This window comes from Blastomonas ursincola, from assembly GCF_013607875.1.
Classification (GTDB): Bacteria; Pseudomonadota; Alphaproteobacteria; order Sphingomonadales; family Sphingomonadaceae; genus Blastomonas; species Blastomonas ursincola.
On record NZ_VDES01000001.1, the window covers coordinates 638,426 to 663,961 of the forward strand.

The 25,536-nt window shown below is 65.8% G+C and carries 22 protein-coding genes and 1 pseudogene; 9 read left to right on the plus strand and 14 right to left on the minus strand.

Annotation, left to right across the window (positions count from 1 at the left end):
* Positions 1 to 8 precede the first annotated feature (8 nt).
* The 8 genes from atzF to FG486_RS03150 are packed head-to-tail and all read right to left on the minus strand — an operon-like array spanning position 9 to position 10,029.
* Positions 9 to 1,778 carry an allophanate hydrolase gene (gene atzF, locus FG486_RS03115; RefSeq protein WP_181266407.1) on the minus strand — a complete coding sequence of 590 codons (1,770 nt, stop codon included), beginning with the start codon at positions 1,776 to 1,778 and terminating at the stop codon, positions 9 to 11.
* Complete coding sequence (gene uca, locus FG486_RS03120) at positions 1,775 to 5,368, minus strand: urea carboxylase (RefSeq protein ID WP_181266408.1); 3,594 nt, start codon at positions 5,366 to 5,368, stop codon at positions 1,775 to 1,777. The genes atzF and uca overlap by 4 nt, the downstream gene beginning before the upstream one ends.
* A complete protein-coding gene (locus FG486_RS03125; protein ID WP_066274461.1) occupies positions 5,365 to 6,000 on the minus strand; it encodes an urea amidolyase associated protein UAAP2 in 636 nt (211 codons plus the stop codon). The genes uca and FG486_RS03125 overlap by 4 nt, the downstream gene beginning before the upstream one ends.
* A gap of 19 nt (positions 6,001 to 6,019) precedes the next feature.
* Complete coding sequence (locus tag FG486_RS03130) at positions 6,020 to 6,844, minus strand: urea amidolyase associated protein UAAP1 (RefSeq protein ID WP_181266409.1); 825 nt, start codon at positions 6,842 to 6,844, stop codon at positions 6,020 to 6,022.
* Positions 6,841 to 7,317 (minus strand): CopG family ribbon-helix-helix protein, encoded by a 477-nt coding sequence (locus FG486_RS03135; RefSeq protein ID WP_060980054.1) that lies wholly within the window; start codon positions 7,315 to 7,317, stop codon positions 6,841 to 6,843. Before FG486_RS03135 ends, FG486_RS03130 begins: the two co-directional genes overlap by 4 nt.
* Positions 7,317 to 8,111 carry an ABC transporter ATP-binding protein gene (locus FG486_RS03140; protein ID WP_066274464.1) on the minus strand — a complete coding sequence of 265 codons (795 nt, stop codon included), beginning with the start codon at positions 8,109 to 8,111 and terminating at the stop codon, positions 7,317 to 7,319. The genes FG486_RS03135 and FG486_RS03140 overlap by 1 nt, the downstream gene beginning before the upstream one ends.
* Positions 8,108 to 8,923 carry an ABC transporter permease gene (locus tag FG486_RS03145; RefSeq protein ID WP_181266410.1) on the minus strand — a complete coding sequence of 272 codons (816 nt, stop codon included), beginning with the start codon at positions 8,921 to 8,923 and terminating at the stop codon, positions 8,108 to 8,110. The genes FG486_RS03140 and FG486_RS03145 overlap by 4 nt, the downstream gene beginning before the upstream one ends.
* Positions 8,924 to 8,949: 26 nt before the next feature.
* Positions 8,950 to 10,029, minus strand: coding sequence for a putative urea ABC transporter substrate-binding protein (locus FG486_RS03150; protein ID WP_181266411.1), 1,080 nt, complete (start codon positions 10,027 to 10,029; stop codon positions 8,950 to 8,952).
* A 743-nt stretch (positions 10,030 to 10,772) separates the two neighbouring features.
* Between FG486_RS03150 and FG486_RS03155 the strand changes: the two genes are divergently transcribed.
* The 5 genes from FG486_RS03155 to FG486_RS03175 all read left to right on the plus strand — a co-directional run bounded on the left by FG486_RS03155 (position 10,773) and on the right by FG486_RS03175 (position 17,078).
* Positions 10,773 to 13,193 carry a TonB-dependent receptor gene (locus FG486_RS03155; RefSeq protein WP_181266412.1) on the plus strand — a complete coding sequence of 807 codons (2,421 nt, stop codon included), beginning with the start codon at positions 10,773 to 10,775 and terminating at the stop codon, positions 13,191 to 13,193.
* A gap of 76 nt (positions 13,194 to 13,269) precedes the next feature.
* Positions 13,270 to 14,190, plus strand: a complete 921-nt coding sequence (locus FG486_RS03160; RefSeq protein ID WP_422125046.1) for an MBL fold metallo-hydrolase — start codon at positions 13,270 to 13,272, stop codon at positions 14,188 to 14,190.
* A gap of 153 nt (positions 14,191 to 14,343) precedes the next feature.
* Positions 14,344 to 15,333: a sterol desaturase family protein gene (locus tag FG486_RS03165; protein WP_181266414.1), complete on the plus strand. Its 990-nt coding sequence runs from the start codon at positions 14,344 to 14,346 to the stop codon at positions 15,331 to 15,333.
* A gap of 5 nt (positions 15,334 to 15,338) precedes the next feature.
* Positions 15,339 to 16,016 (plus strand): hypothetical protein, encoded by a 678-nt coding sequence (locus FG486_RS03170; RefSeq protein WP_338401573.1) that lies wholly within the window; start codon positions 15,339 to 15,341, stop codon positions 16,014 to 16,016.
* 57 nt (positions 16,017 to 16,073) lie between these two features.
* Complete coding sequence (locus FG486_RS03175; protein WP_181266415.1) at positions 16,074 to 17,078, plus strand: XdhC family protein; 1,005 nt, start codon at positions 16,074 to 16,076, stop codon at positions 17,076 to 17,078.
* Positions 17,079 to 17,101: 23 nt separating this feature from the next.
* Here the strand turns inward: FG486_RS03175 and FG486_RS18100 are convergent.
* The 5 genes and pseudogenes from FG486_RS18100 to FG486_RS03195 all read right to left on the minus strand — a co-directional run.
* A pseudogene (locus FG486_RS18100) lies at positions 17,102 to 17,584 on the minus strand (nucleotidyltransferase family protein); the annotation flags it as partial.
* A 14-nt stretch (positions 17,585 to 17,598) separates the two neighbouring features.
* Complete coding sequence (locus FG486_RS03180; protein ID WP_181266416.1) at positions 17,599 to 19,866, minus strand: xanthine dehydrogenase family protein molybdopterin-binding subunit; 2,268 nt, start codon at positions 19,864 to 19,866, stop codon at positions 17,599 to 17,601.
* A complete protein-coding gene (locus FG486_RS03185) occupies positions 19,863 to 20,405 on the minus strand; it encodes a (2Fe-2S)-binding protein (protein WP_171007754.1) in 543 nt (180 codons plus the stop codon). The genes FG486_RS03180 and FG486_RS03185 overlap by 4 nt, the downstream gene beginning before the upstream one ends.
* Positions 20,406 to 20,470: 65 nt before the next feature.
* Complete coding sequence (locus tag FG486_RS03190) at positions 20,471 to 20,923, minus strand: VOC family protein (protein WP_181266417.1); 453 nt, start codon at positions 20,921 to 20,923, stop codon at positions 20,471 to 20,473.
* Complete coding sequence (locus tag FG486_RS03195) at positions 20,920 to 21,777, minus strand: helix-turn-helix domain-containing protein (protein WP_181266418.1); 858 nt, start codon at positions 21,775 to 21,777, stop codon at positions 20,920 to 20,922. Before FG486_RS03195 ends, FG486_RS03190 begins: the two co-directional genes overlap by 4 nt.
* A 163-nt stretch (positions 21,778 to 21,940) precedes the next feature.
* Here FG486_RS03195 and FG486_RS03200 point away from each other — a divergent pair, with 163 nt between their 5' ends.
* Entirely contained in the window at positions 21,941 to 22,582 is a 642-nt protein-coding gene (locus tag FG486_RS03200; protein ID WP_181266419.1) for a peroxiredoxin-like family protein, read from the plus strand.
* A gap of 144 nt (positions 22,583 to 22,726) precedes the next feature.
* Positions 22,727 to 23,302, plus strand: a complete 576-nt coding sequence (locus FG486_RS03205; RefSeq protein ID WP_066275697.1) for a sigma-70 family RNA polymerase sigma factor — start codon at positions 22,727 to 22,729, stop codon at positions 23,300 to 23,302.
* 21 nt (positions 23,303 to 23,323) lie between these two features.
* On the opposite strand, the gene FG486_RS03210 is transcribed toward FG486_RS03205, so the two are convergent.
* Complete coding sequence (locus FG486_RS03210) at positions 23,324 to 24,247, minus strand: MBL fold metallo-hydrolase (RefSeq protein WP_181266420.1); 924 nt, start codon at positions 24,245 to 24,247, stop codon at positions 23,324 to 23,326.
* Between the two features lie 286 nt (positions 24,248 to 24,533).
* Here FG486_RS03210 and FG486_RS03215 point away from each other — a divergent pair, with 286 nt between their 5' ends.
* Complete coding sequence (locus tag FG486_RS03215) at positions 24,534 to 25,175, plus strand: DUF1109 domain-containing protein (protein WP_181266421.1); 642 nt, start codon at positions 24,534 to 24,536, stop codon at positions 25,173 to 25,175.
* A gap of 90 nt (positions 25,176 to 25,265) precedes the next feature.
* Positions 25,266 to 25,535, plus strand: a complete 270-nt coding sequence (gene bufA2, locus FG486_RS03220) for a BufA2 family periplasmic bufferin-type metallophore (protein WP_060980069.1) — start codon at positions 25,266 to 25,268, stop codon at positions 25,533 to 25,535.
* Position 25,536 lies beyond the last annotated feature (1 nt).

Sequence of the window (25,536 nt, forward strand, 5' to 3'; positions counted from 1 at the left end):
AAATCGGCTCAGGCCATTTGCGCGATATAGGCGCGCCAGCCGCCGAGATGCGTGATGTCCTCCGCGCCATCGAGCGCGCGCGGCTCGGCGACGAAGCCCTTGACGCTGGTCCCGTCCGACAAGGTCACCGTGCCAATCGCCAGCGGCGGCGGCACCTCGACGGTGAAGCTGCCGAACTCGGCGACGCCCAGCTCGTACACCTCGACCGCGATCGATGCTCCCTCGCCCGTGTGCACCAAAGCCGGCTTGGGCGGCACCGAATTGGCGATGGCATAGAGCCGGTATTCGGGTGCGGTCTCGAACGCGCCGACGAATTTCGCGTCGCGCGATGTGAGCTGCCAGTGCAGCGGCATGTCCTTCAGGTGCGCGCCGACAACGGCAAGTTTCACGGTCTGCATTTTGCCCTCCAGATCGAGCGGGGGTGGAGAAGGAAGCGCGGCGGCCGCAAGATAGGCGTCCGCGATGTCGAGCAGCGCCCGGTCGGTGTGCGCCGGACCGATCAGCGTGATGCCGAAGCCGGTGCCGTTGTGCCGCGCACCGGCGGGCGCGGCGAGCGCGGCCATGTCGAGCAGGTTGACGAAATTGGTGTAGAAACCGAGCGCGCTGTTGAGCGCGATCGGTGCGGCAAGCATTTCGGTCACGCGATAGGTCGTTCCGGCGGTCGGGAAGGCCATCACGTCGATGCCGTCCCAGAGCTGGTCGGCATGGCGTTTCAGCTCGGCGAGCCGGTAGATGCCGTTGAACAGATCGACCGCTTTTGTCTCGAGCCCGGCGGAGACGATCTCGCGCACGGTGGGATCGATGGCGTCGGGGTTGCTGACGAGCAGATCGCCCAAAGCGGCGGTACGTTCGGCCACCCACGGCCCGCCATAGAGCAGCTGTGCGGCCTCCTGCAGCGGCGCGTAGTCGATCTCGACGATCGTGCCCAGATCCGCCAGCGCCGCCAGCGCCTTGTCGTAGAGATATTCCGCCTCGCCATCGCCGAAGAACATCCGCTGGTCGCGGCGCGGCACCCCGATGGTGCGATGGCCACGCGGCAGATCGGAGAGCGGCCGCGACCAGGCATCGGCCGCGTCAAAACCCGCGACGATGGTATCGATCAGCCGCGCATCGGCGGTATTGTCGGTGAACACGGTGATACAGTCGATCGAGCGGCACGCCGGCACCAGCCCGCGGTTGCTCCAGCGGCCCTTGCTCGGCTTGAACCCGATCAGATGCTGGAACGCGGCGGGCACGCGGCCCGAGCCGGCGGTATCGGTGCCGAGCGCAAAGGCGACCAGCCCCGCCGCCACCGCACTCGCCGATCCCGAGCTCGACCCGCCGCTGACATAGGCGAGATTGTGCGCATTGCGCGGCGCGCCATAGGGGCTGCGCGTGCCGTTGAGGCCGGTAGCGAACTGGTCGAGATTGGTCTTGCCGACGCACAGCGCTCCCGCCGCGAGCAGCTTCTCGACCACGCTGGCCGAGGCTTCGGGCGCATAGGCAAAGGCGGGGCATGCCGCGGTGGTCTGGAAACCCGCAACATCGATATTGTCCTTCACCGCGAACGGCACCCCCGCCAGCGGCAGATGCTCGCCCGCTGCAACACGCGCGTCGATCGCGCGCGCAGTCTCCAGCAGCGCTTCGGGCGAGGCGCGGCTGATCCAGATCTGCGGCTGCACCGCGTCGTACGCCGCGATCCGTTCGAGCGCAGCCTCGGCCTGAGCCACCGCACTACTCTGCCCGCTCTGGACCGCCGCCGCGATGCCCGCAGCGCTCAGGCGAAACGGCGCGCTCATCCGTGCCTCGTCAGCGCCAGGATCGGCTCGCCAGGCTGCACCGATTGCCGCTCCTTCGCATAGAGCGCCGCCACCGTGCCCGCGCCGGGGCTGTCGACGCGGCATTCCATCTTCATCGCCTCGATGATCGCGATGGCATCGCCCGCCGCGACCTCGTCGCCGACATTGACCAGCATCTTCCAGACGCTGCCGCCAAACGGCGTCTCGATCAGGTCCGCCCCCTCGGGCACCTCGACCGCCGCGCTCTCGGCAACCGGAATGTCCGCCGGATCGACCCGGTCGAACTCGCCCCGCCGCTGCCATTCAGCGCGCTCGGCATCGAACGCGGCCTGGCGATTGGCCTCATAGGCGGCGATGGACTCGGCATTGTCGGCGAGGAACGCGCGATAATCGGCGAGGCGGAATTCGGAGGGCTCGATGCGGATCGATCGCCTGCCGCTGGGGAAATCGCGCCGCCATTCGGCCAATTCCTCGGCGCTCACCGGATAGAAGCGGATCTGGTCAAAGAAGCGGAGCAGCCAGGGCCTGCCCTCGGCAAACGCCCCGGTCTGGCGATAGGTGTTCCACACCTGGATCGTCCGCCCGAACAACTGATACCCGCCCGGCCCCTCCATGCCGTAGATGCACATATACGCGCCGCCGATGCCGACGACATTGGGCGGGGTCCAGGTGCGCGCCGGATTGTACTTGGTGGTCACCAGCCGGTGGCGCGGATCGACCGGGGTCGCGACCGGCGCGCCGAGATAGACATCGCCCAGGCCGAGCACGAGATAGTTGGTCTCGAAGATCAGATTCTCGACCGCCGCGGCATCGGGCAGGCCGTTGATGCGGCGGATGAACTCAATATTGTCGGGGCACCAGGGCGCATCGTCGCGCACCGTGCCCATGTATTTCTCGATCGTCTCGATCGTCGCCGGGTCGCGCCAGCTCAAGGGCAAATGGACGATACGCGAAGGGATGGTGAAATCCTCCAGATCGCCCAGCCGCTCCTCCGCCGCCATCAGCGCCGCGAGCGCAGCGCCCTGCGTCATCGTGCTGCCGTCGAAATGGAATTGCAGCGAGCGGATGCCGGGGACGATGTCGATCACCCCGGGCAGCGCCATCCGCTCGAGCTCGGTGAGCAGCGCCTGCACGCGGATGCGCAACTCGATATCGAGCACGATCGGGCCATATTCGACCAGGATGTTGCGATCGCCCTGCTGGCGATAGACCGTGCGCGGCCTGTTCGATCCTTCGGGGATGATGCCCAGGATCGGCGAAAGCGTCTCGATCGGGCGCGCGGGGCTCTGCATATGCCCCTCGCCGGTCGCGACCAGCCGCCGCTGCAGGCTGTCCGCCGCGAAGGCATCATGGGCGTTGACGGGGACGAAGCGCAATTTGTCGCCGGGCGCGAGCTGGCCAATCTTCCACCGGTCCGCCGCGATCACCACGAACGGGCAGACGAACCCGCCGAGCGAGGGCCCGTCCGGCCCCAGGATGATCGGCATGTCGCCGGTAAAATCGACCGCGCCGATCGCATAGGGGTTGTCGTGGATGTTCGACGGGTGCAGCCCCGCCTCGCCACCATCCTTGCGCGCCCATTGCGGCTTGGGGCCGACCAGACGCACGCCGGTGCGGTTCGAATTGTAATGCACCTGCCAGTCGGCTGTGATCAGCGTGTCGATATCGCCCGGCGTGAAGAAATCCGGTGCGCCATGCGGACCATAGAGAACCCGCAGCGTCCATTCGCTGCCGATCTCGGGCAAGGCGACCTGCGATAGCGGCGTGGTCGTCTCGCCATGCGCGAGATGCAGCGTATCGCCCGCGAGCAGCCGCCGCGCGGCATGGCCGCCGAACTGGCCGAGCTCGAAGGTGCTGGTGCTGCCGAGATAGGGCGCGATGTCGAGCCCGCCCGCGAACAGGATATAACCGCGCAGGCCGCCGCCGGTCGCACGGGCGAGGCTCAGCGTCTGACCTGCCGCGACCTCGACCGGCATGCCGCGCGCCACCGGAGCGCCATCGAGCGTCGCGCCGAAATCCGCGCCCATCAGGCAGATGCGCGCGGGCGCGTTGAACAGCAGCGTCGGCCCGGTCAGCGTCAGTTCCAGCCCGGACGTGCCTTCGGGATTGCCGAGCAGCCGGTTGCCCAGCCGGAACGACTGGTCGTCCATCGGCCCCGAGGGCGGCACGCCGACCGCCCAGAGCTTCTGCCGACCCGGCCAGTCCTGCACCGTGGTCGCGGTGCCGCCGCTCACCACCTGAATGCTCTGCGGATGGTAGACCACGCTTTCGAGCGCGCGGGTCGAGACCTCGCCGGTGACGAACGCCGGCGCGCGTACCACCTCGCGCAGCCAGCGCAGATTGCTCTCGATACCGTCGACGCGCGCCTGATCGAGCGTGGTCTGCATCGCGGCGACCGCGAGCTCGCGCGTCTCGGCATGCACGATCAGCTTGGCGAGCATGGGATCGTACCAGCTGCTTACTGTGCTGCCCGCCATCACCCAGGTCTCGGTGCGGATGTCTTCGGGAAAGCGCACCGAGGTCAGCGTGCCCGAAGTCGGACGATAGTCCTGCGCGGGGTCCTCGGCATAGAGGCGTACCTGCACCGAATGGCCCGTGGGGGCGGTCGGTGCGCTGCCCAGAAACGCGAAATCGCCCTGCCCGCCGCGCACCATCCATTCGACCAGATCGATGCGGAACACCTCTTCGGTGACGCCATGTTCGACCTGGAGTCGGGTGTTCATTTCGAGAAAAAAGAACTCCTTGCGCTCGGCATCATAGAGAAATTCCACGGTCCCGGCAGAGCGATAGCGCGCTGCCTCGCCCAGCCGGATCGCGGCGGCATAGAGATCGGCGCGGATCGCATCAGGTAACAGCGGCGCGGGCGCTTCCTCGACCACCTTCTGGTTGCGGCGCTGCAGCGAGCAGTCGCGTTCGCCCAGCGCCACGACGCGGCCCTGGCCATCGCCGAAGATCTGCACCTCGATATGCCGGGCGCGGCGGATGAAGCGTTCGAGGAAGACGCCCGAGTCGCCGAAATTGCCCTGGCCGAGCCGCGCCACGGTGGCGAAGCCCTCGCGAACGTCCTCGGCAGTCTCGCACACGCGCATGCCTATGCCGCCGCCGCCCGCCGTCGCCTTGAGCATGACCGGAAAGCCGATGCGCTCCGCTGCCTCGACCGCCTCGGCCTCGTCGGTGAGGAGATCGGTACCGGGAGCCAGCGGCACGTCATGCGCGGCGGCGAGCGCGCGCGCGCTGTGCTTCAGGCCGAATGTGCGGATATTGTCGGGATCGGGGCCGATGAACACGATGCCTGCCGCCGCGCAGGCTTCGGCAAATTCGGCATTCTCGGCGAGGAAACCATAGCCCGGGTGGATCGCCCCTGCCCGGGTGGCGCGCGCGGCCTCGAGGATCGCGGGGACGTTCAGATAGCTCTCGCTCGCGCGCGCCGGGCCGATGCACACCGCCTCGTCGGCGAGCGCGACATGCAGCGAATCCTCGTCGGCCTCCGAATAGACCGCGACCGAGCGCAGCCCCATCTTGCGCAGCGTGCGGATGATGCGCGTGGCGATGGCGCCGCGATTGGCGATGAGAACGGTATCGTAGCTCATGCGGTGACGATCATGCGCACGGGCGTGGGGTTGAAGCCGTTGCAGGGATTGTTGATCTGCGGGCAGTTGGAGACGACCACGGTCACGTCCATCTCGGCGCGCAGATCGACCGTCAGGCCCGGCGCGCTGATCCCGTCGACAATGCCCAGCGAGCCGTCGGCCTCGACCGGCACGTTCATGAAGAAGTTGATGTTCGACACGATATCGCGCTTGCCGCGCCCTTCGAGCAGGTTCGCCTCGAGGAAATTCTCGACACAGGCATGTTCGGACTTGGTATGATGACCGTATCGCAAGGTATTGGATTCGCACGAGCACGCGCCGCCGATCGTGTCGTGATAATCGACCGCGCTGGCGGTGATCGTCATCATCGCGCGCCCCTCGTTCGATCGCAGCACGGTGCCTTCACGCAGGAACAGGTTGCCCTGCGCCGCGACGGTATCCTGCGCGCTATAGCGTTCGGCATCGTCGGCGGTCGCATAGAGCAGGAAATCGACGGCCTGGTTGCCCTCGAGATCGACGATGCGCAGTGTCTGCCCGGCGGCGATATGGTGCAGCCAGGGCGCGCGTGCGGGCACGATCTCATCGTGGACGATGGGGCCAGTCAGGCCAGCGATATGCGGGTCGGCGCTCATTCGGGTGAAACTCCTGCGATCAGCGACGGAAATAGTCTTCGACGTTGAGAAAGGCGCGCTGGCCCTCGGGCGTCGCGTTGCGGATGGGGTCGGTTTCCGGCGTCACCTCCCCGCGCCAGGCGGTGACGCGCAGCGGCGTGACGCTATATTCGGGTCGCGGATCGAGCACATGCGGCACGTTGGCGATGACCACGATCACGTCCATCTCGGCGCGCAGCAGCACGCTGCGCCCGCCCTCGAACGGGCCGACATCGGGCAGGATGCTGCCATCCTCGGCTATGGTCGCGCCCTTGAACAGGTTGATGCACGGATGCACGTCGCGCCGCCCTAGCCCATGCTTGGCCGCGCCGAGCAGAAACCGTTCGCGGCCATTGGGATAGGGGCTGTAATTGGCACCCTCACCATATTTCGCGGCATTGGTCGCAGCGTTGGACGTGCCGCAGAACGCGTCGTGCGTGCCGGCTCCGTCCTCGACGATGCTCATCAGCACGCGGCCCATGTCCGACAGCAGAAGCTTGCCTGCGCCCAGATAGCCGTTCCACTGCACCTTGACCGTATCGGCGACGTTGAGCCGCTCGGTCGGCATTTCGGCGTTGAACAGCTGCAGGCCGGCACAGGCATCGCCCTTCAGGTCGATCAGCCGCAGCCGGGTGCCGCGCGCCAGCCTGCGCGTGGCATAGCCGCCGGGCGCGATCGTCTCTTCCCAGAGCAGGTCTGCACCCGCGACGCCCTCGGGCAGGTCGCCTGCTACCGGCGGCAGCACCGGCATCGATTCGACCTTGGTTCCGGCCATGCTGCGGGCATGGGCGCGGGCGGCAGACGGATCGCTCAGAACGGCGGTCATGCAGCGGCTCCCTTGGCATGTTCGCCCGCGTCCGGCTCGTAGAGCGGCGGCAGCAGGGCGGTGGTGGTGACGAGTTGCAGCTGGTGCACGCCGCGCACCCGGCGCAGCGCATCGCACAGCTCGTTGAGGCGCACGGCGGGGCCCTGGACCAGCAGCACCTCGAGCGACTGGTCATCCTCGAGGAACACGTGCTGCGAGGAGATGACCTCTTTCAGATATTCGGCCTGGGTCTGCGCGAGCTGATGGCGCACCCGGCCCCGGTCGCCGCGATAGACAATGGTCAGCGTACCCGCGAGCATCTCGTCGGGGCGCGTCGTCGCCTCATGCGCGGCCAGCGCATGGCGGATCAGCTCGGCGATCAGCTGCGATCGCGATGGCAGGCCGCGTTCCTCGACCATCATGTCGAGCTGGCGGAACAGCTCACTTGGCAGGCTCATCGATAACCGTGCGACACTGGTCGGCTCGGTTCCCATCATGCGTTCTCCTGGGTCTTGGCAATCTCCAGAACCGCCGGTTTTTCAGGCTCTTCCGGGTTGCTCTTCTTGTTGAGGGTGAGGTCGTAGACGGCGGTCGCGCCGAAGCGGTGCGGCGCGTGCGGATCGTGCCGGCGCTTGTCGAGCGCGAGCACGCGGGTGCCGAGCGTGAACGCCTCGCGAATGTCGTGCGTCACCATGATGATGGTCAGCGCGTAATCGCTCCACAGCTGCTGGATCAGCGCGTGCATATCGGCGCGGATGCCGGGGTCGAGCGCACCGAATGGCTCGTCGAGCAGCAGGATGCGCGGCCGCTTGATCAACGCCTGCGCGATGGCCAGCCGCTGCTGCATGCCGCCGGAAAGCTGCGCGGGATATTGGTGCATGCTGTCGGCCAGCCCCACCGCGACCAGCATCGCCTCGGCCTGCTCGCGCGCCGCCTTGCGTGCAGAGCCGAACAGCCTCGCGGTGAGCGGCGCCTGCTCGCATTCGAGCCCGAACACCACATTGCCGAGCGCGCTCAAATGCGGGAAGACCGAATAGCGCTGGAACACTACCCCGCGATCGGGCCCGCATTCGGGCGCAAGCGGCTGGCCGTCGAGTTCGATCACACCGCGCGTCGGGCGCTCCTGGCCCAGGATGACGCGCAGCAGGCTCGACTTGCCAGCGCCCGAGGGACCGACGATCGACACGAACGAGCCGGGCTGGATGTCCAGATCGACCTTTTCCAGCACGATCTTGTCGCCATATTCGACCCAGACGTTCTGGAGGCTGAGGATCGGCGCGGCGCTCATCGGCCCTGCCCTTCCGCCCAGGGAAAGGCCTTGCGGCTGGTCAGCGCGAGCGCCCAGTCCATCACGATCGCGAGCAGCGCGATCCACGCGACATAGGGCAAGATCACGTCCATCGAGAGGTAACGGCGGACGAGGAAGATGCGATAGCCCAGCCCCACATCCGCCGCGATCGCCTCTGCCGAGATCAGGAACACCCAGGCGGGGCCGAGCGCCAACCGGACGGCATGGATCAGCCGCGGCATCGCCTGGGGCAGCGCGACGCGGATCATGATCTGCCAGGAACTTGCGCCGAGGGTCTGCGCCTTGATCACCTGTTCGGCGGGCAGCGCGGCGATATAGGCGGCGATGTCGCGGATCATCACCGGCGCGACACCGATGGCGATCAATGCGATCTTGGCGGTCTCGCCTAGACCCAGCGCGATGAACAGGATCGGCAGCAGCGCGATCGGCGGGATGACCGCAATGCCGGTGACCAGCGGGCCGAAAGTGGCGCGCACCGGCGGCAGCACGCCCAGCACCAGACTGACGACCAGCGCGGTCAGTGTCGCAATGCCCAGACCCAGCCCCAATCGGTAGAGGCTGGCGACCGTATCTGCCCAGAAGATGATCTGCCCGGTCAGCTGGTCCGCCTGGAACATCAGCGCCGACATGGCCTGCATCATCTGCCCGGGCAGCGGCAGGATCTTGTCCATCGGGTTGTCAGCATGGCGCTGCGCCGCGACGATCAGATAGGCGATCAGCAGTACCGCGACCGGAAGCGCACCGAGCAGGATGCGCTCGCCCTTTTTGGGATGTCGGTTGACCCAGCGCATCGCCGTTCCCCTGCCCCGATCCGCGCTTACAGCTTGCCGTCCGCGGCGAGCTTCATGAACGCATCGTCGAAGCGCAGCGTGACCCGCGCCGGATCGCCCAGCACCTTGCCGCCGGGAAACGCAATACCCACCGCATCGGCGCTGGCCGCGCCCTTGAACAGACCCTTGGAGAAGCTGAAATCGCGCACCTGGGTCATCGTGGTGACGAGCGCCGGAGAGGTCGCCGCCGCAACCGCCGCCTTGGGATCGGCATAGAGGAAAGTGGTCTTGAGCTGGCTGTCGAACATTTCGGGCGTCGCGCCCGAAAGCTTGGCCATCGCGGCGCGCGCGGCCTTTCCTTCCGCATCGTCGCGCTGCATCAGCGCCACCGTCTCATACCAGATGCCTGCCAGCGCCTTGCCCAGGTTTGGATTGGCCTTGAGCGTCGCGGTATCAACGACCATCAGGTCGAGAATTTCACCCGGAATGTCGGCCGAGCTGAACACTTGGGTGACGCCGGGTTCGCCCTTCATCACCGAAAGCTGCGGATTCCAGGCGACCGCGGCGTTGACATCCGCCGCGCCAAAGGCTGCGACGATGTCCGCATCCGAGGTGTTCACGGTCTTGACGTCGGTGGACTTGAGACCTGCCTTTTCGAGCGCGCGGGTGAGCAGATAGTGCGACACCGAAAGCTCGACTAGATAGACCTGCCGCCCCTTGATCGCAGCCAGACCGTTCGCACCCTTGAGCAGCACACCATCATTGCCGTTAGAATAATCGCCGATGATGATGGCAGTCGTATCCTTGCCGCCAGCCGCCGGGATGGTCAGCGCGTCCATGTTGGCGACGGTGACGCCGTCAAACTTGCCGGCCGTGTACTGGTTGACCGACTCGACATAGTCGTTGACCTGCACGAAGTTGATCTTGATGCCGTATTTGTCGGCCCATTTCTTCACGATGCCCGCCTGCTGCGCATAGGGCCAGGGCATCCACCCCGCATAGATTGACCAGCCGATATTGAATTCGGTCTTGGGCTTGGCGGGCTCGGGGGAACCGGAACAGGCGGCGAGCGCGAAAGCCCCCAGCATCGCCAGAAGGGTGGAAAGCCTGCGCAACAGCCTCGTCATGATTCGGTCCCCTTTCGCAGTGCAGCATCACGAGCGCGGGCAGGCTTGTCCAGCAGAAAATATTACCATGAGTGAAAAACGTAATAACCGTTGGAGAGAACACGCGTTCTCCGGTGGTCCGCAACGCCGAGCTGCCAAGGTACGCTTTGCGCAACAGATAACCCTATAAAGCCCGAAAAACCGAGCCTGCTCAGCAGACAGTGATTCGCTCGGCCAAGCGTTATCCTTTTGCGGCCCGTGATTCGCCGGTATGATCCGCCCCTCGTCCGCGAAGCGTTTTTGCGTAAGAGGCGGGTTGTCCGATCGGCCACCAAACCGCGTCAATCCCGTCATTTTTTGCAGTGCAACACGAAATTCCGTTCATACTGAGCAAGTGCAAAATTATTACGCTTGACGCATTCCGTAATATCCATACCGTATTGGATGTCGCTGGCAGTTCGCCAGCGGCACTATCGACTGTTCGCAAGCGAGGGTCCGTGGATCGAAAGCCGGCCTGTTCGGATATCAGACAAGGCGCTGCGCACCGCGCAGACGGCACGATCACCCTACGCGAAGCGATATCTACCCCCGCAGGCAAGACCGCCGCGCGACGTGCAATGGCGCGCGCGCAGACAAGGCGGCGCGTGTGGGGAGGTTCAGGGAGAACAGGCCGGAAAACCGGCGATCAAGGGGTCGGCATCGCCAGAACCCCAGGGGAGACGGGTGTCATTTGAAAAGGCTCACCAAGAATTGGGGGTCTGAAGATGACGAACAAGCTGTTCCGCGCCACCTTGCTGGGCGCTACCATGTTGATGGGCATGGGCACCGCGCCTGCCTTTGCGCAGGACACTGCGGGTGATGCCGCGCAGGATACCGAACAGGAAGGCGGCAGCAACGTCATCGTCGTGACCGCGACCCGCCGCGCGACCTCGATCCAGGACGTGCCGATCAACATCAGCGCAATCGGCGACGAGCAGCTCGCGCGCCAGCGCATCGACGACGTCCGCGACATTGCCGATTTCACCCCGGGCCTGACCATCTCCGACACCGGCCCTGGATCGACCGGCGCCATCGTGCTGCGCGGCCTCAACGCTTCGGACACCAGCGCGAACGGCGCCTCGTTCGACGATGCGCTCGGCCTGTATCTGGGCGAAGTGCCGCTCTATTACGATTTCAAGCTGCTCGATATCGCGCGTGTCGAGGTTCTGCTCGGCCCGCAAGGCACGCTCTACGGGCTGGGAACACTGGCCGGCGCGATCCGCAACATACCCAACCGCCCCAATCTCGAAAGCTTCGAAGGCGAGGTGCACGGCCGCTTCTACGCCAAGCAGCACAGCAGCAAGCTCGGCTATCAGGCCGATGGCGTCATCAACATCCCGATCATCAAGGATCACCTCGCCTTCCGCAGTTCGACCGGCTATTTCTACGATCCCGGCTTTATCGACTATACGCTGCTGCTGCAGCGGCCGGGCGTTTCGCTGCCCCAGCCCAACGGCCCCAATTTCATCAGTGCGGCGGGCTATGCCGCCAACCTGCGCCGCGAGAACGACGTCAATTTCGAGAAGACGATCAGCACGCGCAACCAGCTGCTCTATCAGGCGAGCGAGGACTTCAAGCTCAACATCACCTATGCGTTTCAGCGTACCAAGACCGATGGCCGCCAGTCGAACAGCGATTTCGTGTTCGGCACCGGGCGGTATGAAAGCGCGGCGCGCTTTCTCGAGCCGGTCAATCGCCGCGCGCATCTGATCAGCGCGGAAATCAACGCCAATATCGGCAACATTGCCGATCTGGTGGCGACCACGGCGCATACCGACGTCAAGAACGAGCAGACGGGCGACAATACCGACCTGCTGCTCGACCTCGATTATGGCTATGAGTCCTTTCCCGCCTTTTCGAGCTTCAACGAGAGCACCAACCGGCGCAAGCAGTTCAACCAGGAAGTGCGCTTCGTGTCGCGCCATGGCGGACCGTTCAACTGGGTCCTGGGTGCCTTCTACAACCGCCGCACGCTGCAGAACGACTATCGCGAGCGGCTGCCGGGCCATCCGTTCGTCGCCTTCGGCACCCTGCCCAACCCTCTCGAGCTCGAATATGTCTCGTTCAACCGCTCGCGCGTGACCGAGCGCGCGATCTTCGGCGAAGGCACCTTCCGCATCACGCCCGAATGGCAGGTCACGGCCGGTGCGCGCTATTTCGGCTATCGCTCCGAAGTCGCGGGCCGCGCGGTGTTGCCGCTGCTCGGCGAGCCGCTGAGCCCCTATGATCTGCCCTCGGCAGGCGGCGTCGCCAAGAAAAGCGGCTGGGTGTGGAAGTTCAACAGCTCATACAACATCACCGACGATATCATGGTCTATGCGACCTATTCGAAGGGCTATCGCCTGGGCGGACCGAACACCGTGGCACCATGCGTGCTGCCGCTCAATCCGAACCAGCAGAATGTCTGCGCGCTGCCCAACGAGCAGCAATTCGGCCCCGATACCACCAAGAACCTGGAACTCGGCATCCGTACCGAGCTGTTCGACAACATGCTGACGTTCAACTTCAACGTCTACCAGATCAAGTGGAACGGCATTCAGGTCGCCTCGGCGACGGTCAACGGCGTGGTCGGTATCACCGTCAATGGCGGGACCGGCAAGTCCGAAGGCTTCGAAACCTCGTTCCAGCTGCGCCCGCTGCCCCGCTTCACGATCCAGGGCAATTTCTCCTATCTCGACGCGCGGCTGACCCAGGACGTGCCGGGGATCATCGCGGTCAACAGCCCGGCGGGAATCTATCCCAGCCGTCCGATCCAGCTCGACGCGCTGTCGGGCGACCGGCTGCCGGGCTCGGCCAGGACCAGCGGCGCATTGGGCGCGACCTATACCGCGCCGTTCATGGACGGGAACATCGTCGCTGACTGGACCGCTACCTATCGCGGCAATGTCGTCACCCGGCTGGGCTGGGATCGCGCGTTCGGCGACAAGCTGCCCGGCTTCACCACGCACCGCGCCTCGGTCTTCTACGAGACCGACCGCTACAGCTTTGGCGTCTGGGCCAACAACATCTTCGACAAATATGCGGTCAACGCGGTGTCGAACGATCGCTCTCGCGTCGGCCTGAACGACGGCGTCCGGCTGCGCTATCTGCGCAACAGCGTCATCAACCCGATGACCCTGGGCCTGGAGGCCCGGTTCAGGTTCTGATCGCAGGCTTGGGCGCGGGGCCGGTTGGGCAAGGCCGGTCCCGCCCCATGCGACCCGCCATCAAGGGTGCCAAATGATGACAGCAAAAGGCCGAATTCTCGGAGCTGCGGGGCTCATGATGGGGCTGGCGACCTCGGGCTTGCTTGTCGCCGCACCCGGTGCCCCCCTGCCCCGGCTGTTTGCCGAACGCTGGATCGACGGCACCCATGGAGCGGAGCCCGTCGCGCAGGTGCAGGCGCTCGACGCCGAGACGTTCGTGATCCGCCAGTCGGTCAAGACCAATTTCGAAGCGCCCTTCCTCTATCTGCTGTTCGGGCGCGACAAGGCACTGCTGATCGATACCGGGGCCGAAGGCGGAGTCATCCGCCCGGTGGTGGATCGGGTGATCGCAGAATGGCTCGCCGCGCATGGCCGCCAGGCCATCCCGCTGGTCGTCGCGCACAGCCATGCGCATGGCGACCATATCGCCGGCGATGCCGCGTTTCGCGACCGGCCCGATACCACATTGGTCGGGCTGAAACCGGCGGATGTCGCGGCCTTTTTCGGCATTAAACCCTGGCCCGGCGATATCGCGACCTTCGATCTGGGCGGCCGGGCGCTGTCGATCATCCCGACGCCGGGGCATCAGGCGGCCGCCATGATGGTCTATGACCCGCAGCTCAAGATCCTGCTCTCAGGCGATACGCTCTATCCCGGGCGGCTCTACGTGCCGGTCAATTTCCTCGGCGACAACCGCGCCAGCATCGATCGATTGAGCGCTTTCGTGCGCACCCACCCGGTCCGCGCCGTGCTCGGCGCGCATATCGAGATGACTCGCGAGCCGGGACGCGATTATGCGCACGAGGCGCTGGAGCATCCGAACGAGCATCCGCTCGAGCTGCCAGCAAGCGAGATCGCCAAGCTGCGCCAGGGGCTCAGGGCAAGGCTCGACACGCCGGGCCAGTCGCAGGTCCATGACCGCTTCATCATCGTACCGGTGCCGCCCCGTGACGAATGACCGCATAGATCAGGTCTATGGGAACTATTGGCCAATGCCGTCTGGCGTGATGGCCCGGATTTTACAACGCTCTTTCCACTGCGAACCTCAACCGTCCCGCCGTCAGTGCTGCCCTATGCCGGCAGCCCGGGACCGCAACGTGAGTACAGGCACATGAACGGAGTCCGCGTCGGCAACCGCATCATCGGGGCAGATTCACCCGTCACCATCGGTTGGGAGAACGTGCCCAAGGTGGAAGGCGGCCCGTTCAAGCGGCTGTTCTTCACCTGGTTCCAGCCCGCCGTGCTCTTTTCGATGATCCTGTTCTGGTATTATGCGCCCAATTCCATCGCCAAGGCCTCGACCGCGATCGGCATCGGCATCGCGTTTCGCGCGCTGCTGCTCGCGCTCGAATGGGTCAACCCGCGCTTCAAGAGCTGGGAGCTGACCTGGAAGGAATGCGTCACCGACCTGTTCTATGTGGGGCTGGGCTATACCATCCTCAATCTGGTCGACAATTTCATCGGCAGCGACGTGCTGATCGAGAACCTGCTGAGCAGCTTCGACTGGGACAAGTTCGCCTGGTTCACCGGCCTGCCGTTGCTGGTCCAGGCGTTCCTGATCCTGTTCATCTTCGATTTCGGCCAGTACTGGATGCACCGCGGGATGCACAACTGGTACCCGCTCTGGCTAACCCATTCGGTGCACCACTACATCACCCAGCTCAACATCAACAAAGGCGCGGTCGGCAACCCGGTCGAGCTGTTCCTGATCGGGCTGGGCATCGGCGGGCTGTTCGACTTCCTGCCGCGCGCCGCGCTGCTCGCCGGGGCCATCGGCATGTCGATCGGCGTGTATCAGCACATCAACGTGCGCTTCAACACCCCCGCCTGGTGGCGCTTCCTGTTCAACACCACCGAGCATCACAGCCTGCACCATTCGCTCGATTTCGAGGCGACGCGCAGCAACTATGCCAGCAACTTCATCTTCATCGACCGCATGTTCGGCACCTGTGTCGATGGCGAGGCCGAGCTGCTCGGCATGGAGGGCGGCCGCCGCATGTCGATCCGCGAACAGATGACCTATCCGTTCACCGAAGGCTGGAAGACGATGAAGGAAAAGTTCGGCAAGGCAGACGACACCCACGCGGTGCCCGCAGAATGACCGGCATGACGCAGAGCATGCCCGGCGGCGACCTCCCCGGCATGGCCCCGCACGCCGATGGCCGATCGTGGATGCGCCTGATCGACTGGATCTGGACGGTGCGCGGCGAACTGCCGCTGCCCGCCGGACAGGATGCTGACAAGGCCTTTGCCAAGCTCGAACCCTTTTTCCGCGAGCCTGGCACCAGCTTCGATCAGGCCGAGGGCCGGCTCACCTTCACCAAGAAGGACCCGCTCGCTCAGGACAAGATGTCGATCTACGATCGGGGCGAGCTGCGCGTCGAGAGCCAGCCCGGTGGCGGCGTGCTGCGCTACTGGATGACCAGCAAGTCGCTGCTGTTCTGCTTCCTCGCGCCGTTGCTGTTCGTCGCCTTCGGGCAGATCATCGTCGGGGTCGGCATATTGGCCAAGCCCGATGCCGAACAGGCGGACAAGAAGAAGAAGGAAGAGAAGGACAAGGTCCGCGAGCTGCACTGGATCGACCAGATGCTCGGCGCGCCCGCGCCCGAAAAGCCCAAGAAGGACGAGAAGGACAAGAAGAAGGACGAAGGCGGCAAGGACCGCTTCTCGCCGACCTCGGCCTATGTGTTCGCCGGGCTGTTCGCGCTGCTCTACGTCATCGGACGCATCCTCGAGGACCGGCTGATCAGCAGGCGCTTTCTGCGCAGTCTTTCAGGCGGCTGAACCTTACCGATCGGGTTGCGATTGCCGATCGAGCCGGCGCACCCTAAGTCGTCCCGCATGAGCACATGGCAATTCGACGCGCAGACCGATGACATCCGCCCGCTGCTGATGGCGGCGCAGGCGTCTGGCACACCGTTCGCAATCGCCACGCTGGTCGAGACCTCCGGCCCCGCCCCGCGCGAACTGGGCGCGCAGATGCTGATCACCGGCGAACAGCACTGGGGCTATCTTTCCGGCGGCTGCATCGAGGCCGATGTCGCGCGGCACGCCCGCGAAGCGATGGCGACAGGAAAGCCGAGGCTGCTTCGCTATGGCGAGGGCAGCCCGTGGATCGACATCCGCCTCGCCTGCGGCACCGGCATCTCGGTGCTGGTCGAGCCGCTGCGCGGCGATGACCCGGCATTGTCTGCCCTGCTGGATGGCTTTCAGTCGCGACACCCGGTCCTGTGGTCCAGCGACGGAACAGCGCGCGAGGCGCTTCCTTCCGACGATGTGCCCCGCTTCGCCTGGGATGCTTGCCGCTACACGAAGCGTTACGACCCCGTCCTGCGGCTCGTGCTGATCGGCGAGGATGCGACCGTGCTCGCCTGCGCCACGCTCGGCCAGGCGATGGGGATGGAGGTGGCGCTGGTCACCCCCAACGGCCCCGAAGCCGCGCCGCTTACCGGCCTGTCCTATCATCGCACCTCGCCCGCTGACGCGCTGGACGCGATCGGGCTTGATCGCTGGACAGCGGTAGCGGTGCTGTCGCACGATCGCGAGGATGACGAGGCTGGGCTGGCCGCCGCGCTCGCCTCTCCTGCCTTCTATGTCGGCGCGATCGGCGCGCGCGTAAGGCTCGACGGACGGGTCGCGCTGTTGCGCGGCCATGGCGTGCGCGAGGCAGACATTGCGCGGTTGCACGCGCCGATCGGTCTTCAGGGCCTCGGCAAGGCCCCACGCGATATCGCGCTGTCGGTGGTCGCCGATGTCGCGCGCGAGTTCCACGCCCGCTCGGCCAGCGCCAGCGAAGCGGCATCGTCGATATCGAGCAGCGCGCCGCTATCGTCGGTATCCAGATAGGCGAGCGACCTGTCCTTGAGCGCATCCCCTGCCCCGCGATCACCCGAAAGCCGAATCAGATCGGGCAACGCTGAACGCACGAAGCAGACCGGATGGCCCGGCTTGCCATCGACCCTAGGCCGCGCGGCATAGCCCGAGCGCTGCGCTAGCCGCACCAGCTCGCCGCACAAGGCCACCGGCACCAGCGGCATGTCGCCGAGGAAAAGGAACGCCCCCTCGCCCTCGTCCGGTAGGCCGGCGATGCCGGCTCGGATCGAAGCGGACATGCCCTGCTGCCAGTCGGCGGCCTCCACCAGATGGCAGTTCAGCCCAGCGAGCGCATCGCCGATGGCACGAACGTGCTCGCCGACCACAATCCGCACCTCATCGAAACCCCCGGCTGTCACCGCCTGGGCAGTGCGGCGGATCATCGGCACGCCATCGAGCGGCGCAAGCAGCTTGGCCCCACCAAAGCGACGGCCTGCACCTGCGGCCAGGATGACCGCGCGCCAGCCGAACAGCGCCATCGCGCGCGCGGCGATCAGGCTTTGGCCTGATCGCGCAGTGGCAGGGTGCGAATGCGCTTGCCGGTCGCGGCGAACAGCGCATTGGCGAGCGCGGGCGTCGCGGGCGGCAGCCCGGGCTCGCCGATGCCGCCGATCTTCGCGCCGCTTTCGATGAAATGCACATCGATCTGCGGCGGCGCATCGGCCAGCCTGATCAGCTCGTAATCGTTGAAGTTGCTCTGCACCACCGCGCCCTTGTCGAGCGTGATCTCTTCTCCGATCGCAGAGGAAAGACCCATGATCAGCCCGCCCGCAATCTGCGCCTCGGCGTTGAGCGGGTTCACCGTCGTGCCGCAATCGACCACCGCCCAGGCCTTGAGCAACTTGGGACGGCCATCTTCCTTGACCGTCGCCTCGACCACCTCGGCGACGATGGTGCCGAAGCTCTCGACGATCGCGATGCCGCGCCCAGTGCCTTCGGGCAGCGGCGTGCCCCAGCCCGAACGCTTGGCGACCATGTCGAGCACCGCGCGGTGGCGCGATCCTTCGGCCAGGTGCTTGCGGCGGAACTGGTACGGGTCCTCGCCCGCCGCCTTGGCGAGCTCGTCGATGAAGCTTTCGTTGTAGAAGCCGAACTGGGTCGAATTGACCGAGCGCCAGGGCCCGTCATTCTGGTTCGACTGATATTTGAAATGGCGGCGCGAAACGGCGGGAATGTCGTAGATGAACGTCACCTCGCCCTCGGCGGTGTCGCTCTGGACATAATCGGCCTGCCATGCCGTGATCTTGCCGTCCTGGCCCAGCGATGCCTTGAACTGGCTCGACGATTGCGGGCGATAGGTGCCGTGGCGCACCTCCTCCTCGCGGCTCCAGACCAGCTTGACCGGATAGGGCACCTGCTTGGCGATGACCGCCACCTGGTCGATGATCTCGGTGACATTGGGGAAGCGCCGACCGAAGCCGCCACCCATGATCATCGGGTTGAACGCGACATCGTCGATGCCCAGCCCGGCGGCCTTGGCAGCGCGATCGCGTGTGGTCAGCGGGTCCTGCAGGCCGCCCCAGAGCGTCAGCTTTCCGTTCTTGTAATGGCCGGTCAGCGCGAACGGCTCCATCATCGCATGGTGCAGGAAGGGCACGCGGTAATCGGCGGTGACGAGCTTTGCCCCCGGCGCCTTGAACGCTGCGTCGACATCGCCATCGCCCGCCTCGCCCTCGGGCTCGCCGGTCTGGCGCAGCTTGACCTGCGCGGCATGGATCGTCTCGCTGGTCAGATTGCCATGCCCGCCATCGGAGAATTTGGGGGTCAGCGCCTGCAGGCCCTTGAGCGCCTGCCAATAGCGCTTGGCGACGACCACCACGGCGTCGTCCAGCTTGATCACCTTCTCGACGCCGGCCACGGCCAGCGCAGGCTTTTCATCGACAGAGACCAGCTTGCCACCGCGCACCGGCGCTGCAGCAATGGTGGCGACGCGCATGTCAGGGAGCACCAGATCGATGCCGTATTTGGCGCTGCCATCCACTTTGGCAGGAATGTCGATGCGCGGAACGGGCTTGCCGATCAGCTTGTAGTCCTTGGCCGACTTGAGCTCGGGCGAGCCGGTCAGCGAGCGCTGCGCCGCACCGGCAGCCAGTTCACCATAGCGCAGCGACTTGCCCGACTTGGCGTGGATGACCTTGCTGTCTGCCGTGGTCAGCTCGCTCGCCGGAACGCCGAGCCGATCGGCGGCTTCCTCGATCAGCGCCAGCCGCACCGAAGCCCCCACCACGCGCATGCCGACCTGGCCGGTAAAGCGTACCGCCGACGAGCCGCCGGTGATCTGCAGCGGCATCGAGCGCGCGAGCATCGTCATGACCGCATTGGGCAGCGCGTTGATCACGCCCGGCATCGACGAATCGCTGAGCAGGAAACCGCGGCCCAGCGCGGCATTGGCAAAGGACAGGTCCGCCGGGGCCTGCTCGACCTTCACCTTGGACCAGTCGGCATCGAGCTCGTCGGCGAGCATCTGCCCCATCGCGGTGTGCGTGCCCTGGCCAAAATCGATATGCGGCGAATAGACGGTGACCGTGTCGTCCTCGGCGATCTTCATCCAGCTGAGGAAATTGTAGTCGTTGCCCGTCTCGGTCAGCGCCTTGGCGCGGGCATTGGCCGAACGATCCGACCAGTAGACGCCAAACACGCCGCCGCCGACCAGCAGCGCGCCGCCGACCAGAAACGCGCGGCGCACGATGCCGCGCTTCTTCTTCACCGGTGCTGCCGGCTCCATCACGTCCATATCGGGATTGGGATTGTCCGCCATCATGCCTCTCCCATCGCCGGTGCAGTCGCAGGCGCGCTCGTGGCAGCGGCAGCCTTGCCGGTCGCGGCGAGGATTGCCTTGCGGATGCGCGGATAGGTGCCGCAGCGGCAGATATTGGTCATTGCCTCGTCGATCTGTTCGTCGCTCGGGCTGCCGGTGCGCTCGATCAGCGCCACCGCCGCCATGATCTGGCCCGACTGGCAATAGCCGCATTGCGGCACCTGCGCCTCGATCCAGGCCTGCTGCACCGCATGCAGCGTGCCATCGGCCCCTTTCAGCCCCTCGATGGTGGTGACCGACTTGCCCGCCATGTCCGCGAGCGGCACGCTGCACGAGCGCGTCAGTTCACCATCGACATGCACCGAGCACGCGCCGCAGGCGGCGATGCCGCAGCCGAATTTGGTGCCGGTCAGCGCGAGCTCCTCGCGCAGCACCCAGAGCAGAGGCGTGTCGGCCTCCGCCTCGACGCTGACCGGTTTGCCGTTCACCTTGAAGTCGATCGCCACGCGCGTGCTCCCCCGATTATTGCTGCGATGTTGCATAGCAGCAAGGCCCGAGAAACGGCAAACGAAACGCGCGGAAAAATCGGGCCTGGGCAGCGAAAAAATCAGGGGATCCTGGTCTTCCCGTCTGCGGTCAGCTCGACCAGACCCATCGCGTTTCCGGCAGGGTCGGTGAACAGGCCAAGCACGACCACGCCGGGCACCACGAATCGCGGCGCGACGGTCTTGCCGCCATGCGCCTCGATCTCTGCCAGCGTTGCGGCGACATCGGTCACGCCGATATAGATCACCTTCTGCGCGGGGTCGGTGCGCAGCGTTCCGGGGAGCACGGGGCCGCTCACCGGCACCGCGACGACGCCGCCCGGGCCGGCGGTCCAGCCGAACACCTTTTCGTAAAAAGCGGCCTGTCCGGCATCGGCGGGACCGGCGATATCGAAATAGACGATGGGAGCGGGCATACGCCTGGGTGCCTCCTGTGCTGCGGCATTGGCAGGAAGCAGGGCAGCGGCGAGCGCACTCGCGAGTACGAAGCGGAACGGAAAACGAGAAACGATCATGCCATCACCTCCTGGTGGCTGGGGTCTGCCACGGCCCGCCCGGCCTGGCTTGAAAAAACCGGCGCGCGCGGCGCCATGGTCGGCGCGGTGTCGAGCCCTTCGGCCTCGCGCCGCTTCTGATAGGCCGAGGGCGGCATGCCGGCGAGCAGGCGGAACTCGCGCGCCAAATGCGCCTGATCGGCAAAGCCGAAGGCAGCAGCGGTATCGGCGAGCGTTTCGCGGCCCTGCTGGAAGCTGGGATCGCCAAGCACCGCCGAGATCCGGTGCAACCGCAACCAGTATTTGGGCGAGCAGCCGATGATCCGGGCGAAATGGCGGCGCATGTCGCGGTCGGTCCAGCCGAGCAGCTGGCTGAGCTGCTCGGCGCGCCAGGGTTCGGAAGGCGCGACGCGCAGCCCGGCAGGCGGCGGCGGCAAGCGCCGGGCCAGCCAGGCCTGCAACAGATCGATCCGCGCAGCAGGGTGGCTCTGCTCGCCAAGCCGGTCGCGCAGGGCCCGGAAGTCCGGACCAATCACATCCTCGGCCAGAACCGGCGGCGCGCCATCGCCCAGCGGCAGCGGCCCGAATAGCAGTATGGCGGCGTCAGGGTGCAGGCGCGCAGCAACGAACCGCGTTACCCCCAGCGAGCGAGAAAAGCGCGGGCCGGTCTGGATCGGCGTGATCCATCCGCCCGCAAAGCCCGTCGCGCGCTCGCCAGCGCTCCAATCGTGGCCGTCGCCCAGGCTAATCACCAGTTCGACATAGGGCTTGGGAATGGCGGCGGCCTCGCCCAGCAAATGCCCCTCCAGATGCCAGAACGCCTTGACCGCCCAGCTGAGCGCCCGATCCGGCTGCCGTTCGAAATATGCGATCATCGCCTGCACCCCAGGGAAGCGGACAGCTTGCCATGTGCTCGCGCGGCGTCAAGGAGGCAGGCCATGCGGTGCCCGCTGCGCATCCTTCGCCATGCGCAGCGCGTATCGACTTGATACACCCCTCTCTCTTCTCTTGCGCCCGATCAGGGTCCATAGGCTGGCGATGGAACAGACCACCCGACTTTATGCTGATCTGCAGCGCCGCCCCAACGGCGATAGCGGCTGGAGCGAAATCTACGACCGGTTCGTTGCCCGGCTGACTGCACTCGAGGCGGGCCGCTCCGCGCCGAGCGCAGGCGCACGCTTTCCCGATCTGCAGCTTCCCGACCATCACGGGCAGTATCAGAGCCTGCAGGCCCTGCAGGGCAACCGCCCGATGATCGTCAGCTTCGTGCGCGGCGGCTGGTGCCCCTATTGCCGGGGCGAGCTCGAACAATGGCGCGAGCAGATGCCGGCACTGGCGGCGGCGGGCGGCAGGCTGGTCGTCGTGGTCGGCGAAATTGCAGGTGGCGCGGACCGCATCCACGCGATGCTCGGCGGCGAAGCGGTCGTGCTGTGCGATATCGACCATGGCGCCGCGCTCGACCTGGGCCTGGCATATCATGCTGGGGCCGATCTGCTGCAGCGCTACCACGACGCCGGGCTCGACCTTACCGATGTCTATGGCACGGCCAGCGGCATTCTCCCCATACCCGCCACCTTCCTGATCGATTCCCGCGGTCTGGTGCGACAGGCATGCGTCGATCCGGACTTCCGCGTCCGCGCCGATCCGGCAGCGATGGTGGTGGCGCTGACTCAGCTGTGATGCGCCGTTTGTGGCGGCTTTCCGCCGCTTCATGCACAACGCGTATCGAATCCATACCCGCCTGATACGTTCACGGCGACAAGGCCTCCGGCGATAAACGGTCATCCGAACGCGGCATCCTCCGCGTCGGGCCGGAGACCGATCATGGCCCCTGAAAGCCTCACCGTTGCCGAACGCTCCCTCGCTTGCGCTCCGGACGAATGGGGTCGATTGATGGCGGCGGCGCTGGCGGGCCACAAGGGCGCGTACAACCGGCTGCTTGGCGAGATCCAGCCCTGGCTCGAGCGCTATTTCATGCGGCGCCTGCCGATGAGCATCGCCGAGGACCTGGCCCAGGAATGCCTGATCGCGGTGCACCAGAAGCGCCACACCTACGAGCCCGGTCGCCCCTTCCGTCCCTGGCTGGCGACGATCGCGCGCTACAAGTGGATCGACCGGCTGCGCGCCATGGGACGCAGGCCCACGGTGTCGATCGAGGACGAGCTGGTCGAGCCGCAGGTCGACGATCACGAGTTCAGCGTCACCAGCGCGATCGTGCTGGAGGAATTACTCTCCCGCCTGCGTCCGGCCCAGACCGCAGTCATCCGCCTGGTCAAGCTCAAGGGCTACAGCATCGAGGAAGCCGCCGCGATGACCGGCCAGTCGGAATCGCTGGTCAAGGTCAACATCCATCGCGGTCTTGCCAGGCTGGCGGGTTATGCCGCCGCGCCTGCAGAGTGACGGGTCGTGACGATCATCCGCTCACAGCGCGAAACAGGCGAGGTCGTCCGCGACCACCATCGGCCCCTTATAATGCTGACGGATCGCCGCCTCGCCCTCCTGCTGGCGCACCAGCGCGCGCTGCATGTTGTGCGACAGGACCAGCAGTTTCGGATCGATCGCCGCGGCCATCTCGCCAATTGATCCAGGCGGACGGTGCAGCCCGCGCGGCTGTCCCTCGCCTTCGGGAATGACATTGTGTGCAACCAGAATGTCGGGTCTGCGCCCCGCGAGCGCGTCGACAAAGCCTTGGCTCATCGCATTCTGATCGCCCGCAAAGACGATGGTCCGCCCGCGTATCTCGACCAGATAGGCGAGCGCCGGGACCACGCCGTGCTCGACCGGAACGGCGGTGACCTTCACCTGCCGCGCTACATCCTCGAACACAAGCGTCGCGCCATCGGGTGACGCCTCGACCGGCAGCAGCCTCACCTTGCCCTCGCTCCCGTCGAGATAGCCCGACAGATAGCGATAGGCCCCCGCCTGCGGATCGAACAGCGCGCGCAAGTGATCGCGCATGCCCGGAAAATAGTCGCTGCCCACCGGACCGATGACCGGCAGATCGGCCGTCCGGTCGGAAAAGCCCCCGCTGTTGAGGATCGCGTCGAGATCGGCGGCATGATCGGCATGAAAATGCGTGATCGCAATGGCTAGATGGTCCTCGAAGCGCGCCCCTGCCTCTCCATAGCGCACAAAGGCGCCGCTGCCCGCATCGATCAGCAGCACCGCCTTGCCATCGAGCCAGAGCAGCGCGGACGATCCGGCGCGCGAGCCTTCGGCAATCGGGCCGCCAGACCCGAGGATCTGCATGGCGACCGGGCTGTTGCACGCAGCCTTGGCGGGCGGCACGGCCAGCAGCCAGGCTACGCCCAGGAGCGCGAATTTCCAGTAACCAGATCGCTTCATCCGACTATCCCTTGGGCAAGAACACGCATGCGGCAGCCTGGCCATCGGGGTTTCGGGGGGAACGGTGTGGCCGAAGCTGCCGCATGATGGTCCGTAACTTGCCAACGGGCCATGCCGCTGTTTTCGTTGATGTCACGAACAAGGTTACGCGATTAGCGGACCAATACAGCAAATCGGCTCATCAAAATTGTAACCGCTTCGGCCCCAATTGCGAAACAGACTGCATGGCAACTGCCGTGGCGCGCATCCGCATTTCAGCGATGCCTTTTGGACCCAGCATAATCTCATGAACCAGGCCGCACTCATCCAGGCGCTTTGCGACGACCTGACTCCGGTGACCCCCGCAAGCCCGAGCGAGACAATCGTCAGGGGGGCGCTGATCGGCGGCAGCGCGGCGGTGCTTGCCGTGCTCGCGATCTGGGGCGTGCAGCCCGGCATCGATCATGGCTGGACGCTCTGCGCATTCCTGCTGAAGGCTGGCGCGATGATGGCGCTCGCGGCCATCGCATTGCGCAGCCTGGCGGCACTCGCGCGACCGGCTGCCGTGCCTGTCGCGCTGTGGCCCGGGCTGGCGGTCATCACCGCCGTGCTGGGGTTCGTCGCGCTGGGCCAGATGCTCGTAGCGCATGAATCGGGCGCAGAACAACTGATGTTCGGCGAGAGCTGGCAAGCCTGCCCCTGGCGGATAGTCGGCCTCTCGCTGCCGCTGCTCGGCGGCATATTCCGGTCGCTGCGCCAGCAGGCACCGGTGCATCTGCGGCGGGCCGGCGCGATCGCCGGGCTGCTTTCGGGGTCGATCGCCGCCGCGGTCTATGCGCTGGCGTGCACCGAACAATCGGCCGCTTTCGTGCTGTGCTGGTATGGCCTCGGCATCGGTCTGGCGACACTGCTCGGCGCGGTGAGCGCTCCGCGACTTTTGCGATGGTGACCGGGCCTGGACTGTAACCGATCAGCGCGTCTCCGCGAACGGAAGAGTGCCAGACAGGCACCGCAACGACCCATTCCCGGAGACACGATCATGAATAGCGCTCAAAAGACCATCAGCCTTGCTGCCACCGCCGCGATGCTGGCCGTGACCGGCCTCAGCATCAGCGCCCATGCCGCCGAAAAGGCCAAGCCCAAGGATCTGGTGCACTGCTATGGCATCAACACTTGCAAGGGCACATCGGACTGCGCCACCGCCAAGACCTCGTGCAAGGGCCAGAACTCGTGCAAGGGCAGCGGGTTCATCTCGACCACGGCCAAGGAATGCGCCGCCAAGGGTGGCAGCCTGACCGAACCCAAGTAAT